This window comes from Pseudomonas poae RE*1-1-14, assembly GCF_000336465.1.
Taxonomy (GTDB): domain Bacteria; phylum Pseudomonadota; class Gammaproteobacteria; order Pseudomonadales; family Pseudomonadaceae; genus Aquipseudomonas; species Aquipseudomonas poae.
Genome location: NC_020209.1, coordinates 3,312,862 through 3,325,482, shown reverse-complemented (window position 1 = coordinate 3,325,482; position 12,621 = coordinate 3,312,862). Strand labels below are relative to the sequence as shown.

Here is a 12,621-nt window from a genome sequence, read left to right as displayed (position 1 = left end):
TTGCTCAATAACAAGAATGAGGTGGTTCATGCTGGTTAAAAACAGGCTTAAGAAAACCCTGGGTGCCGTGGCATTTGCATTGGCTTTCAGTGGGGCTGTTTCTGCTGAAGAAGTAAAAATCGGCTTCCTCGTCAAACAGGCCGAAGAACCCTGGTTCCAGACCGAATGGGCCTTCGCCGAAAAAGCCGGCAAGGAACACGGCTTCACCGTGATCAAGATCGCCGTGCCCGATGGCGAGAAAACCCTGTCGGCCATCGACAGCCTTGCCGCCAACGGCGCCAAGGGCTTTGTGATCTGCCCGCCAGACGTGTCCCTCGGCCCGGCGATTGTCGCCAAGGCCAAGGCCAACGGCCTCAAGGTGATTGCCGTGGACGACCGTTTCGTCGACGCCAAGGGTGCGTTCATGGAGGACGTGCCGTACCTGGGCATGGCTGCGTTTGAAGTGGGCCAGAAGCAGGGCGCCGCGATGGCCGCCGAAGCGAGAAAACGTGGCTGGGACTGGAAGGACACCTACGCGGTGATCAACACCTTCAACGAACTCGACACCGGTAAAAAACGCACCGACGGTTCGATCAAATCCCTTGAAGAAGCCGGCATTCCCAAGGACCACATCCTCACCGCCGCGCTGAAAACCCTGGACGTTCCGGGCAGCATGGACGCCACCAACTCGGCGCTGGTCAAGCTGCCCAGTGGCGCGAAAAACCTGATCATCGGCGGCATGAACGACAACACCGTGCTCGGCGGCGTGCGCGCCACCGAAAGCGCCGGGTTTGCCGCCGCCAACGTGATCGGTATCGGCATCAACGGCACCGACGCCATCGGCGAATTGAAGAAGGCCAACAGCGGTTTCTTCGGCTCGATGCTGCCCAGCCCGCACATCGAGGGCTACAACACCGCGCTGATGATGTACGAGTGGGTGACCAAGGGCACCGAACCGCCCAAATACACGGCGATGGATGAAGTGACGCTGATCACCCGGGAAAACTTCAAGGAAGAACTGACCAAAATCGGGCTGTGGAAATGAGTGCGGCCGCCCTGCGTTTTGAGGGTATCGGCAAAACCTTTCCCGGGGTCAAGGCGCTGGACGGCATCTGTTTTACCGCCCACCCGGGGCAGGTGCATGCGCTGATGGGCGAGAACGGCGCGGGCAAGTCGACGCTGCTGAAAATCCTCGGCGGCGCCTACATTCCCAGCAGTGGCTCGGTGCAGATCGGCGCGCAGACCATGGCGTTCAAATGCGCCGCTGACAGCATTGCCAGCGGCGTGGCGGTGATCCACCAGGAGCTGCACCTGGTGCCGGAAATGAGCGTGGCGGAGAACCTGTTCCTCGGCCACCTGCCGTCGCGTTTTGGCGTGGTCAACGGCGGCCTGTTGCGCAAGCAGGCGCTGGCCTGCCTCAAGGGCCTGGCCGACGAGATCGACCCGGACGAAAAGCTCGGCCGCCTGTCCCTGGGCCAGCGCCAATTGGTGGAAATCGCCAAGGCGCTGTCCCGTGGCGCCCATGTGATCGCCTTCGATGAACCCACCAGCAGCCTCTCGGCGCGGGAAATCGACCGACTGATGGCGATCATCGCGCGCCTGCGCGATGAGGGCAAAGTGGTGCTCTACGTGTCGCACCGTATGGAAGAGGTGTTCCGCATCTGCGACGCGGTCACGGTGTTCAAGGACGGGCGCTACGTGCGCACGTTCGAGGACATGAGCGCGCTGACCCACGACCAGTTGGTGACCTGCATGGTCGGGCGCGATATCCAGGACATCTACGACTACCGCCCGCGCGAGCATGGCGAGGTGGCGCTCAAGGTCGACGGGCTGCTCGGGCCGGGCCTGCGCGAGCCGGTCAGCTTCGCGGTGCGCAAGGGCGAGATTCTGGGGCTGTTCGGGCTGGTGGGGGCAGGGCGCACCGAGCTGTTTCGGCTGCTCTGCGGGCTGGAGCGCAGCACGGCGGGGCAGCTGGAGCTGTGCGGCGAAACCCTGCACCTGCGCTCCCCGCGCGATGCCATCGACGCCGGCGTGCTGCTGTGCCCGGAAGACCGCAAGAAGGAAGGCATCATCCCGCTGTCCAGCGTGGCGGAAAACATCAATATCAGCGCCCGTGGCGCCCACGCCTCGTTTGGCTGGCTGCTGCGCGACAGCTGGGAAAAGGGCAACGCCGGCCAGCAGATCCAGGCGATGAAGGTGAAGACGCCCAACGCCGAGCAGAAAATCATGTACCTGTCCGGCGGCAATCAGCAGAAGGCCATTCTGGGTCGCTGGCTGTCGATGCCGATGAAGGTGCTGCTGCTCGATGAGCCGACGCGGGGCATCGATATCGGCGCCAAGTCGGAGATCTACCAGATCATCCACAACCTGGCCGCCAGCGGCATTGCGGTGATCGTGGTGTCCAGCGACCTGATGGAAGTGATGGGGATTTCCGACCGCATTCTGGTGCTGTGCGAAGGCGCTCTGCGCGGCGAACAACGGCGTGAACACGCCACTGAATCCAACTTGCTGCAGCTGGCCTTGCCGCGCGGCCCGGCCCACTGAGAGACGACTATGACAACCCAAGACAACGCGTTGCCCAAAGCGCGCAAACCCCTGGACCTGCGCGCGCTGCTGGATAACTGGGCGATGCTTATGGCGGCGGTGAGCATCTTCGTGCTGTGCGCCTTGCTCATCGACAACTTCCTCTCGCCGCTGAACATGCGCGGCCTGGGCCTGGCGATTTCCACGGTGGGCATCGCCGCCTGCACCATGCTGTTCTGCCTGGCGTCGGGGCACTTCGACCTGTCGGTGGGCTCGGTGATCGCCTGCGCAGGCGTGGTGGCGGCGATTGTAATGCGTGACACCGACAGCGTGATGCTGGGCATCGGCGCCGCCCTGGGCATGGGCCTGCTGGTGGGGCTGATCAACGGCATCGTGATCGCCAAGCTGCGGGTCAATGCGTTGATCACCACGCTTGCGACCATGCAGATCGTGCGCGGCCTGGCCTACATCTTTGCCGACGGCAAGGCGGTGGGCGTGTCCCAGGATCAGTTCTTCATCTTCGGCAACGGCCAGTTGCTGGGCGTGCCGGTGCCGATCCTGATTACCATCGTGTGCTTCGTGTTCTTCGGCTGGCTGCTCAACTACACCACCTACGGGCGCAACACCATGGCCATCGGCGGCAACCCGGAAGCGGCGCTGCTGGCCGGGGTCAATGTGGACCGCACCAAGATCATCATCTTCGCCGTGCACGGCCTGATCGGCGCACTGGCCGGGGTGATCCTCGCCTCGCGCATGACCTCGGGCCAGCCGATGATCGGCCAGGGTTTCGAGCTGACAGTGATTTCGGCCTGCGTGCTGGGCGGGGTATCGCTGAGCGGCGGCATCGGCATGATCCGCCATGTGATTGCCGGGGTACTGATTTTGGCGATCATCGAAAACGCGATGAACCTGAAGAACATCGACACGTTTTACCAATACGTGATCCGCGGCTCGATCCTGTTGCTGGCGGTGGTGATAGACCGCATGAAGCAACGCTGACCTCAAGCTCTGCGAGGAATCAATGTGGGAGGGGGAAAGCCCCCTCCCACATTGGATCTGCACTGTTTTGATGTTGGGTATTTGCCATAATGCTGCCGCGTTCACACTTATAGGCCCCGATATGCAGGAAACATCCGACACCCCCGGCAAAGACGCCGCCCCCACCGGCACCCAGACCCTGCTGCGTGGCTTGGGCGTGGTGCAGGCGGTGGCCGCCGGAGCACGGGATCTGAAAGAGATCGCCCGGCGCATCGGCACTACCCGCAGCACCACACACCGCCTGGCCAGTTGCCTGGTGGAGGAACGTTATCTGCGTGTGGTGCCGCAAGTCGGCTATCTGCTGGGGCCAAAACTGATCGAGCTGGGCTTTCAGGCGCGCGAGGAATTGCCGCTGGTGAGTCTGGCGGTGCCGTACCTGGATGAGCTGTCGGCGTTGACCGGCGACACCATCCACCTGGCCATCCGTGAGTATGACGACGTGCTCTACCTGCACAAGAACCCTGGCCGCAATGGCCCGGAAATGCGCTCGCGGGTCGGCCATCGCATGCCGCTGGCGCGTACCGGAGTGGGCAAGGCGATGCTGCTCGATGACAGTGTGGCGGAGTGGCAGCGCTTGTACGAAGCCAGCCTGCCCGAGGGTGGGAAAAACCTGCAGTGGCCGCAGCACCCGGAACAGTCCTGGGCGCAGTTCGAGCAGCGCATGCATGAATACGTGGTGGGCGGTTACGCGTTCGATCTGGAAGACAACGAACCGTCGATCCGTTGCGTGGCGGCACCGGTGCGCGATGCCAGCCGGCGAATCGTCGCCGGCATCAGCATCGCCAGTACCGTGCCCTATATGCCGCTGGAGAAAATGGCCGAGCTGATCCCTGTGATCAAACAGGTGGCGGCCCGGCTGTCCGCGGAGTTGGGCGCCAAAGCCTGATCAGGCCTTGAGGGTCGCCATGTCGATGACGAAGCGGTACTTCACATCACCGGCGATCATGCGGGTGAAGGCCTCGTTGATCTGGCGGATGTCGAGCATTTCGATGTCGCAGGTGATGCCATGCTCGGCGCAGAAATCCAGGACTTCCTGGGTTTCGGCAATACCACCGATCAACGATCCGGCCAGCACTTTGCGGCCCAGCACCAGCTTGGCGGCATTCACCGGCGGGTCCACCGGCTCGATCAAACCGACCAGGATATGCACGCCGTCAAAGCGCAGGGTATCCAGGTAGGGGTTGATGTCGTGCTGCACCGGGATGGTGTCGAGCAGGAAGTCGAAGTGCCCGGCGGCGGCTTTCATTTGCTCGGCGTCGGTGGACACGATCACATGGTCGGCGCCCTGGCGACGGCCTTCTTCGGCCTTGCTCGCGGAGCGGGTGAACAGCGTGACTTCGGCGCCCATGGCCTTGGCGAACTTGATGCCCATGTGGCCCAGGCCGCCCATGCCGAGGATGCCGACCTTGTCGCCGGCCTTGACGCCGTAGTGCTTGAGCGGCGAATAGGTGGTGATGCCTGCGCAGAGGATCGGCGCGGCGCTGGCCAGGTCGAGCTTGGCCGGAATCTTCACCACGAAATGCTCGCTGACCACGATGCTGTCGGAGTAACCGCCCATGGTGTTGCTGCCGTCCACGCGATCGGGGGTGGCGTAGGTCATGGTCGGGCCTTCGAGGCAATATTGCTCCAGGTCCGATGTGCACGCGGCGCAGGTGCGGCACGAATCGACCATGCAGCCAACGCCCACCAGGTCGCCGACTTTATGCGCGGTCACGCTGGCACCGACGGCGGTGACCTTGCCGACAATCTCGTGGCCCGGCATCAACGGGTACACGGCGATGCCCCATTCGTTGCGCGCCTGATGGATATCGGAGTGGCAGACGCCGCAGTAGAGAATCTCGATGGCCACGTCATCGGCGCGCGGGCTGCGGCGTTCAAACGACATGGGGGCGAGGGGAGTGGTGGCCGACTGGGCGGCGTAACCGATAGCGGTATACATAGGGAAAACCTCGCAGGAACAATAAACAAGTGAGGCGTGCCATTCTCCCCGCCAAGCCTGCGTGCGGCCATGGTGATTGCTCCGGGTGTTATGCCTATTCGTCCGGGAGTGCCCCTGGTTTGGATGCATTGGCCGCCAGACCTGCGATGATGCTCTCATCCCTTTTTTGCGAAGTTTTTTGCCATGTTGTTGACCCGCCATCTCGACGCCAACGCCACGCTGGTTTCCCTGATTGAGGGGCTGACGCCCCGCGATGGTTTTTCCCCGACCTGTCTGCCGGGCGTAAAAGTGTTGCGTGCCAGTTGCGATGTGGCGCGCGGGCCGCAGATTTATGAGCCAAGCCTGATGTTCGTCGCCCAGGGCAGCAAGGTCGCGTACCTGGGCCCGCGTACCCTCGAATACGGCGCCGGGCATTACCTGATCCAGGCGATGCCGGTGCCGTTCGAATGCGAGACCTTTGCCATGGCCGACGATGCACCGCTGTACGGCGTGACCGTAGGCATCGACCGGGTGGTGCTGGGCGAACTGGTGATGGCCATGGGCATGCAGGCCGGGCCGCCACCGACGGCGCAGACCCTGGCGTCGATGAGCTCTGTGGTGCTCGATGATGCCATGCGCGGTTGCGTGGAGCGGCTGTTGCAATGTCTGTACGACCCGCTGGAAAGCCGCATCATGGGCCCGGCGCGGGTACGCGAATTGCTGTTCACTGCGTTACGTGGCCCGCAGGCCGATGTGTTGCGCGCCCTGGTCGAGCAACAGGGGCAATTCTCGCGCATCGCCACGTCGTTGAGTCACCTGCATGCCCATTACGCCGAGCCGCTGAATATCGAGACCCTGGCCGGGTATGCGCACATGAGTGCGTCGACCTTTCATGAGCACTTCAAGCGTTGCACCCTGTTGTCGCCGGTGCAGTACCTCAAGCGTCTGCGTTTATTGAAGGCCCAGCAGTTGCTGCTGGCGGAAGGCATGGGGGTGGCGCAGGCGGCGCACAGCGTGGGGTATCAGAGCACGTCGCAGTTCAGTCGCGAGTACAAGCGCTATTTTGAGCGTAATCCCGGCGAAGAACGGGCTGCCTAGATTCTGTTGATGCAGCTCGGTCAATGTGGGAGCGGGCTTGACCGAGTCGACTGGCCTTTTCCGACCGTAAAAAAGGCCCCCGTCTGGGAGCCTTCTTCTCAAGCAGCTGGTTTACATATTCGGGTAAGTCGGCCCACCCGCGCCTTCCGGCGATACCCAGGTGATGTTCTGCGAAGGGTCCTTGATGTCACAGGTCTTGCAGTGCACGCAGTTCTGGGCGTTGATCTGGAAGCGTTTCTCGCCGTCTTCCTTCGTCACGACCTCATACACGCCGGCCGGGCAGTAGCGTTGCGCCGGTTCATCATAGAGCGGCAGGTTGGTGCCGATCGGGATGCTCGGGTCTTTCAACTTCAAGTGGCAGGGCTGCTCTTCTTCGTGGTTGGTGCCGGAGATGAACACCGAACTCAGCTTGTCGAAGCTCAGCTTGCCGTCGGGTTTGGGGTAGTCGATCTTCTTGCAGTCCTTGGCCAGCTTCAGGCAGGCGTAGTCCGGCTTGTTGTCGTGCAGGGTGAAGGGCAGCTTGCCGGCAAAGATGTTCTGGTCCAGCCAGTTGAAACCGCCGCCGAGGATGGCGCCGAACTTGTGCACGGCAGCGCCGAAGTTGCGGCTGGCGAACAGTTCTTCGTACAGCCAGCTCGACTTGAAGCTGTCGACGTAAGCGGTCAGTTCATCACCGCCTTCGGACTCGGCAAACAGACGATCGGCCACGGCGTCGGCGGCGAGCATGCCGGATTTCATCGCGGTGTGGCTGCCTTTGATCTTGGCGAAGTTCAGAGTGCCGAGGTCGCAACCGATCAGCGCGCCGCCCTTGAATACCATTTTCGGCAGCGAGTTCAGGCCGCCTTTGCAGATGGCACGGGCGCCGTAGCTGATGCGTTTGCCACCTTCCAGGTGCTGGGCCAGCACCGGGTGATGCTTGAGGCGCTGGAATTCATCGAAGGGCGACAGGAAGGTGTTGCTGTAGGACAGGTCGACGATCAGGCCGACCACCACCTGGTTGTTTTCCAGGTGATACAGGAACGAGCCGCCGGTGTTCTCGGTGCCCATGATGTCCAGCGGCCAGCCGGCAGTGTGCACTACGAGGCCGGGTTGGTGTTTGGCTGGGTCGATTTCCCAGATTTCCTTGAGACCGATGCCGTAATGCTGGGCGTCGGCGTCGCTGTCCAGGTTGAAGCGCTGGATCAGTTGCTTGCCGATATGCCCACGGCAACCTTCGGCGAACAGCGTGTACTTGCCGCGCAGTTCCATGCCGGGGGTGTACACGCCTTCCTTGGGCTTGCCTTCGCGGTCGACGCCGAGGTCGCCGGTGATGATCCCGCGCACTACGCCGTTCTCGTCGAACAGCGCTTCCTGGGCGGCGAAGCCTGGGTAGACTTCCACGCCCAGGTTCTCGGCCTGCTGGGCCAGCCAGCGGCACAGATTGCCCAGGGAAATAATGTAGTTGCCTTCGTTGTGCATGGTCTTGGGCACAAAGAAGTCGGGCACCTTGGTGGAGGCGTCGGGGCTGCGCAGTACATAGATGTCGTCGCGCACCACGGGCGTGTGGAGCGGGGCGCCCAAGGCTTTCCAGTCCGGGAACAGTTCGTTCAGGGCGCGGGGTTCAAACACCGCACCGGAGAGGATGTGAGCGCCGACTTCGGAGCCTTTCTCGACCACGCAGACGCTGATTTCCTTGCCGGCGTCAGCGGCCTTCTGTTTCAGGCGGCAGGCGGCGGACAGGCCTGCAGGGCCGGCGCCGACGATGACCACGTCGAATTCCATGTATTCGCGTTCCACAGGCTATCTCCTACTCAAGGCTCAACGGGCTTTTTTCTAATGGGTGGAGGTTCGGTGCGGCCGTGCGGCGATGGCAGGGCTCACCTTTCTCTCTAGGTGGCGCATTCTAGGTCGCGCATTATATCTACACCACCATGAGCGTCCAATACAAACGTTTGTTTGAATCGCCCGCAGGCTAGGTAAATCAAAGCAACGCGGCTTATGACTGGCTATTTTGCCGTATTGACCAGAATAGGCGTTCCGGTCAATATACGGTCGGTTTTGCGCTTACCGTAGGCAGACTGCGGGTTCCAGGAGCACGTCCAAAAACAGGCCAAGGCAGGTGCGCTCAGCAAAGCGCGCGCAGTTTACATGCCGCCATACAAGAATGACCTGTCAGTCCCCCCTGACGAACGGTCACTGCCCGTGATCGAGGTCACACGCCGAGGTTTTTGGAGGTGCCCTTGTGTGCCGATGAGCATCAACCGCCAGGTTCGCCTAGGCGACTTTCTTTTCACCGGAGAGTAACGAGGAATCCATGAAGGTTCTTGTAGCTGTCAAACGCGTTGTCGATTACAACGTGAAAGTTCGCGTCAAGGCGGACAATTCCGGCGTCGACCTTGCTAACGTCAAGATGTCGATGAACCCTTTCTGTGAAATCGCCGTGGAAGAAGCCGTACGCCTGAAAGAGAAAGGCGTTGCGACCGAAATCGTCGTGGTTTCCATCGGCCCCACCACCGCTCAGGAACAACTGCGCACCGCCCTGGCTCTGGGCGCCGACCGCGCCATCCTGGTCGAGTCCGCTGAAGACCTGACCTCCCTGGCCGTGGCCAAGCTGCTCAAGGCCGTTGTCGACAAGGAACAGCCGCAGCTGGTGATCCTCGGCAAGCAAGCCATCGACAGCGACAACAACCAGACCGGCCAGATGCTGGCTGCGCTGACCGGTTACGGTCAGGGCACCTTCGCTTCCAAGGTTGAAGTCAGCGGCGACAGCGTGGCAGTGACCCGCGAGATCGACGGCGGCGCGCAGACCGTTTCCCTGAAACTGCCAGCCATCGTCACCACCGACCTGCGTTTGAATGAGCCGCGCTACGCGTCGCTGCCCAACATCATGAAAGCCAAGAAGAAGCCGCTCGAGTCGCTGACGCCGCAAGCGCTGGGCGTTTCCACCGCCTCTACCAACCAGACCGTCAAGGTTGAAGCGCCGGCTGCCCGCAGCGCGGGCATCAAGGTCAAGTCGGTGGCTGAACTGGTCGAGAAACTGAAGAATGAAGCGAAGGTAATCTGATCATGACTATCTTGGTAATCGCTGAACACGACAATAAGGTGCTGGCCCCGGCCACCCTGAACACCGTGGCCGCTGCCGTTAAAATCGGTGGCGATATTCACCTGTTGGTAGCCGGCGAGGGCGCAGGCCCGGTGGCTGAGGTTGCTACAAAAATAGCTGGCGTAAGCAAAGTGCTGCACGCCGACAACGCTGCCTACGCGCATCAGTTGCCGGAAAACGTTGCGCCGCTGGTGGCAGAGCTGGGCAAGGGCTACAGCCACATCCTGGCCGCCGCCACCTCCAACGGCAAAAATATCCTTCCACGGGTGGCTGCACAGCTGGACGTCGACCAGATCTCCGAGATCATCTCGGTCGAAAGCGCCGACACCTTCAAGCGCCCGATCTACGCCGGTAACGCCATTGCCACCGTGCAATCGAGCGCCGCGATCAAGGTCATCACCGTGCGCGCCACCGGTTTCGACCCGGTCGCCGCCGAGGGTGGTTCGGCCGCGGTTGAAGCCGTCTCCGCCGCCCACAATGCGGGCACTTCCAGCTTTGTTGGCGAAGAGCTGGCCAAGTCGGATCGCCCTGAGCTGACCGCTGCCAAGATCGTCGTTTCCGGCGGGCGTGGCATGCAGAATGGCGACAACTTCAAGCACCTATACGCCCTGGCCGACAAGCTGGGCGCTGCGGTCGGCGCCTCCCGCGCTGCCGTCGACGCGGGTTTCGTGCCCAACGACATGCAGGTCGGTCAGACCGGCAAAATCGTTGCGCCACAGCTGTACATCGCCGTCGGTATCTCCGGCGCGATCCAGCATCTGGCTGGCATGAAGGACTCCAAAGTGATCGTTGCGATCAACAAGGACGAAGAAGCTCCGATCTTCCAGGTGGCTGATTATGGCCTGGTGGCGGACTTGTTCGAAGCCGTACCCGAGTTGGAGAAGCTGGTCTAATCCAGTCGCTTCACTTATAAAGAGCCCGGTCTTGTGACCGGGCTTTTTTTTGACTTTCGGAGAGCTTCGCCATGCAATTGCGCCCCTGGACCGTATTGCTGGGCCTCACGCTGCTGCCAACCCTGGCGCAAGCCGCCGGCAAATGTGATCGCCTGGTCATCACCGGCAGCCCGGATGCACCGCCGCTGCTCTGGCGCGACCCGCAAGACCCCACGCACCTGATCGGCGCCACCGCCGATGTGCTGCAGCAGGTGGCCAAGGACCTCGGTCTGAAAATCGACCTGCTCTACGGCGGCAAACGCGCCGCCGCCCTGGATGAAGTGCGCAGCGGGCGCATGGACATCCTCGCCGACGCGCCGCTGAACCTCGGCGAGTTGCAAACTCTGGACTACATTCACCCGGCGCTGATGCAACTCGACTACCTCGTCTGGACCCGCAAGGATTCCGCCCTGGTCTACAGCACTGCGGCCGATCTGCACGGCCACCCAGGCGCGGTGTCGGAGCGGGCACGCTTGAGTGCGGATTTCGACACCTTCGCCAGTCAGCAGCTCAGCCTGCAACGCCTGCCCACGCTGACCCCGGCCTTCCAGAAACTGTTGCTGGGGGAAGTGGACTACGTGCTCGCCAGTCGCTATTCCGGCATGGCCATGGCCCAGAGCCTGGGCATGAGCAACGACCTGGTGGCTCGCGAGGTGCCCATCGATCAGCCCGGCCTGTACCTGGCCATTTCCCACAACTCGGCCTGCAATGATCCGTGGCTGCGCGGACAGCTGGCGAAAAAGATGACAGAATTGCCCGCGTCCGATGTGGCGCAAGCTGCGTTGCAGCGCAATCTGGAACGCTGGAAGGCGCAATTGCAGCAACCCGTCGGCACCTCAACACAGTAGGGATTTTCAGTGACTTTTCGACCTCTTTTAGCGGCCCTCGCCGTTGTCGCGCTGGCGGGATGTGCAGCCGATCCTGCGCCGAATGAACAGCTGCGCCTGACCCGGCAAGCGCTTGAGCAAGCCAATGCGGTCGGTGCCGTCGCCGAAGAGTCGGCCGAATTGAAATGGGCCGAAGACAAATTCGCCCGGGCCGAGGCCGACATGGCCGAGCAGTCCTACAAGGGCGCGCGCATGCAGGCTGAGCAGGCCGAACTGGATGCCCGCCTGGCCGAAGCCCAGGTACTGACCCGCAAGAGCCAGGAGCAGTTGAACGTGCTCAACACCCGCATCACCCGCTTGCGCAAGCAACTGCAGTTGGGAGAAGCCCAATGAGCCGGCTGATTCATGGGGTGAGCGCCTTGCTATTGGCCGGCGCCATGCTGGGCGGCTGCGCCACCCATCCAAACAGCGAGCTGGCTCTGCAGCAGGCGGGCGGCGATTTCCAGAAGGTCAAGGAAGACGCCAATGTGCTGCGCTTCGCGCCCAAGGATGTGATCCGCGCCGGTGAGTCACTGGCCCGTGCCGACCGCCTGTCCAGTTACTGGGGCAGCGGTGCCGATGTGGAGCATTACGCCTACCTGAGCCGTCGCTACAGCGCGATTGCCCGTGAACATACCGAGCAGGGGCTCAATGCAGAACGCGGCGCCAAGCTGGAACTGGAGCGCCAGAGGCTGCAACTGGCCCTGCGCGAAAGCAAGCTGTCGAGCGTGCAACAGCAGGGCAAGTGGCTCGAAGAGCAAATCACCAGCCTCGCCACTCAGACCGACCGCGGTTTGGTGATGACCCTGGGTGACGTGCTGTTCGACACGGGGGACGCTGAGCTTAAAAACTCGGCCAACCGCACAGTGCTGAAAATCGTGCAGTTCCTGCAACTGAACCCCAAGCGCGTGGTGCGTATTGAGGGTTATGCGGACAACACCGGCGGCGAGCAGGAAAACCTCAGGCTGTCCCGCGACCGTGCGCAATCGGTGGCCGATGTGCTGGTGGACCTGGGTATCGACGAAAAGCGCGTGCAAGTTGAAGGGTATGGCGACCAGTACCCGGTGGAGGCCAATGCTTCCGAGCGGGGCAGGGCGCAGAATCGCCGGGTTGAAATCGTCTTCTCCGACGCCAAGGGCCAGCTGGGCGCCGCCCGCTAGGAGCCTGGCGCAGGTCAAACTGTGG

12 protein-coding genes are annotated in these 12,621 nt (G+C 62.2%); 10 read left to right on the top strand and 2 right to left on the bottom strand.

Going from position 1 to position 12,621, the window contains the following annotated elements; translation table 11 throughout:
- The first annotated feature begins 28 nt into the window (after window positions 1-28).
- The 4 genes from H045_RS14410 to H045_RS14395 all read left to right on the top strand — a co-directional run bounded on the left by H045_RS14410 (window position 29) and on the right by H045_RS14395 (window position 4,426).
- The gene (locus tag H045_RS14410) at window positions 29-1,024 is read left to right on the top strand and encodes a substrate-binding domain-containing protein (RefSeq protein WP_015372750.1); all 996 of its coding nucleotides are present in this window, start codon (window positions 29-31) and stop codon (window positions 1,022-1,024) included.
- Window positions 1,021-2,523 (top strand): L-arabinose ABC transporter ATP-binding protein AraG, encoded by a 1,503-nt coding sequence (gene araG, locus H045_RS14405; RefSeq protein ID WP_041931491.1) that lies wholly within the window; start codon window positions 1,021-1,023, stop codon window positions 2,521-2,523. Before H045_RS14410 ends, araG begins: the two co-directional genes overlap by 4 nt.
- Window positions 2,524-2,532: 9 nt before the next feature.
- Complete coding sequence (gene araH / locus H045_RS14400) at window positions 2,533-3,501, top strand: L-arabinose ABC transporter permease AraH (RefSeq protein WP_015372306.1); 969 nt, start codon at window positions 2,533-2,535, stop codon at window positions 3,499-3,501.
- 121 nt (window positions 3,502-3,622) lie between these two features.
- On the top strand, window positions 3,623-4,426 hold the full coding sequence (locus H045_RS14395) for an IclR family transcriptional regulator (protein ID WP_015372749.1): 804 nt from the start codon (window positions 3,623-3,625) through the stop codon (window positions 4,424-4,426).
- On the opposite strand, the gene H045_RS14390 is transcribed toward H045_RS14395, so the two are convergent.
- Window positions 4,427-5,479 (bottom strand): NAD(P)-dependent alcohol dehydrogenase, encoded by a 1,053-nt coding sequence (locus tag H045_RS14390; protein ID WP_003230232.1) that lies wholly within the window; start codon window positions 5,477-5,479, stop codon window positions 4,427-4,429.
- A 183-nt stretch (window positions 5,480-5,662) separates the two neighbouring features.
- Here H045_RS14390 and H045_RS14385 point away from each other — a divergent pair, with 183 nt between their 5' ends.
- Window positions 5,663-6,556 carry an AraC family transcriptional regulator gene (locus H045_RS14385; protein ID WP_003230234.1) on the top strand — a complete coding sequence of 298 codons (894 nt, stop codon included), beginning with the start codon at window positions 5,663-5,665 and terminating at the stop codon, window positions 6,554-6,556.
- Between the two features lie 111 nt (window positions 6,557-6,667).
- Here H045_RS14385 and H045_RS14380 read toward each other — a convergent pair whose 3' ends face one another.
- Window positions 6,668-8,332, bottom strand: a complete 1,665-nt coding sequence (locus H045_RS14380; protein ID WP_003230235.1) for an electron transfer flavoprotein-ubiquinone oxidoreductase — start codon at window positions 8,330-8,332, stop codon at window positions 6,668-6,670.
- A 517-nt stretch (window positions 8,333-8,849) separates the two neighbouring features.
- On the opposite strand from H045_RS14380, the gene H045_RS14375 reads away from it, so the two are divergent.
- The 5 genes from H045_RS14375 (at window position 8,850) to H045_RS14355 (ending at window position 12,596) form a co-directional block, all read left to right on the top strand.
- Window positions 8,850-9,599, top strand: a complete 750-nt coding sequence (locus tag H045_RS14375; RefSeq protein WP_003230236.1) for an electron transfer flavoprotein subunit beta/FixA family protein — start codon at window positions 8,850-8,852, stop codon at window positions 9,597-9,599.
- Window positions 9,600-9,601: 2 nt separating this feature from the next.
- Entirely contained in the window at window positions 9,602-10,531 is a 930-nt protein-coding gene (locus tag H045_RS14370; RefSeq protein WP_015372748.1) for an electron transfer flavoprotein subunit alpha/FixB family protein, read from the top strand.
- A 71-nt stretch (window positions 10,532-10,602) separates the two neighbouring features.
- Window positions 10,603-11,418, top strand: a complete 816-nt coding sequence (locus tag H045_RS14365; RefSeq protein WP_015372747.1) for a substrate-binding periplasmic protein — start codon at window positions 10,603-10,605, stop codon at window positions 11,416-11,418.
- A 9-nt stretch (window positions 11,419-11,427) separates the two neighbouring features.
- Window positions 11,428-11,790, top strand: a complete 363-nt coding sequence (locus H045_RS14360) for a DUF4398 domain-containing protein (protein WP_015372746.1) — start codon at window positions 11,428-11,430, stop codon at window positions 11,788-11,790.
- Window positions 11,787-12,596: an OmpA family protein gene (locus H045_RS14355; RefSeq protein ID WP_003230240.1), complete on the top strand. Its 810-nt coding sequence runs from the start codon at window positions 11,787-11,789 to the stop codon at window positions 12,594-12,596. Before H045_RS14360 ends, H045_RS14355 begins: the two co-directional genes overlap by 4 nt.
- Window positions 12,597-12,621 lie beyond the last annotated feature (25 nt).

Bases quoted from the DNA above. Each gene is read 5' to 3' on its own strand.
- H045_RS14410 (WP_015372750.1), top strand. From the start codon at position 29: ATGCTGGTTAAAAACAGGCTTAAGAAAACCCTGGGTGCCGTGGCATTT.
- araG (WP_041931491.1), top strand. From the start codon at position 1,021: ATGAGTGCGGCCGCCCTGCGTTTTGAGGGTATCGGCAAAACCTTTCCC.
- araH (WP_015372306.1), top strand. From the start codon at position 2,533: ATGACAACCCAAGACAACGCGTTGCCCAAAGCGCGCAAACCCCTGGAC.
- H045_RS14395 (WP_015372749.1), top strand. From the start codon at position 3,623: ATGCAGGAAACATCCGACACCCCCGGCAAAGACGCCGCCCCCACCGGC.
- H045_RS14390 (WP_003230232.1), bottom strand. From the start codon at position 5,479: ATGTATACCGCTATCGGTTACGCCGCCCAGTCGGCCACCACTCCCCTC.
- H045_RS14385 (WP_003230234.1), top strand. From the start codon at position 5,663: ATGTTGTTGACCCGCCATCTCGACGCCAACGCCACGCTGGTTTCCCTG.
- H045_RS14375 (WP_003230236.1), top strand. From the start codon at position 8,850: ATGAAGGTTCTTGTAGCTGTCAAACGCGTTGTCGATTACAACGTGAAA.
- H045_RS14370 (WP_015372748.1), top strand. From the start codon at position 9,602: ATGACTATCTTGGTAATCGCTGAACACGACAATAAGGTGCTGGCCCCG.
- H045_RS14365 (WP_015372747.1), top strand. From the start codon at position 10,603: ATGCAATTGCGCCCCTGGACCGTATTGCTGGGCCTCACGCTGCTGCCA.
- H045_RS14355 (WP_003230240.1), top strand. From the start codon at position 11,787: ATGAGCCGGCTGATTCATGGGGTGAGCGCCTTGCTATTGGCCGGCGCC.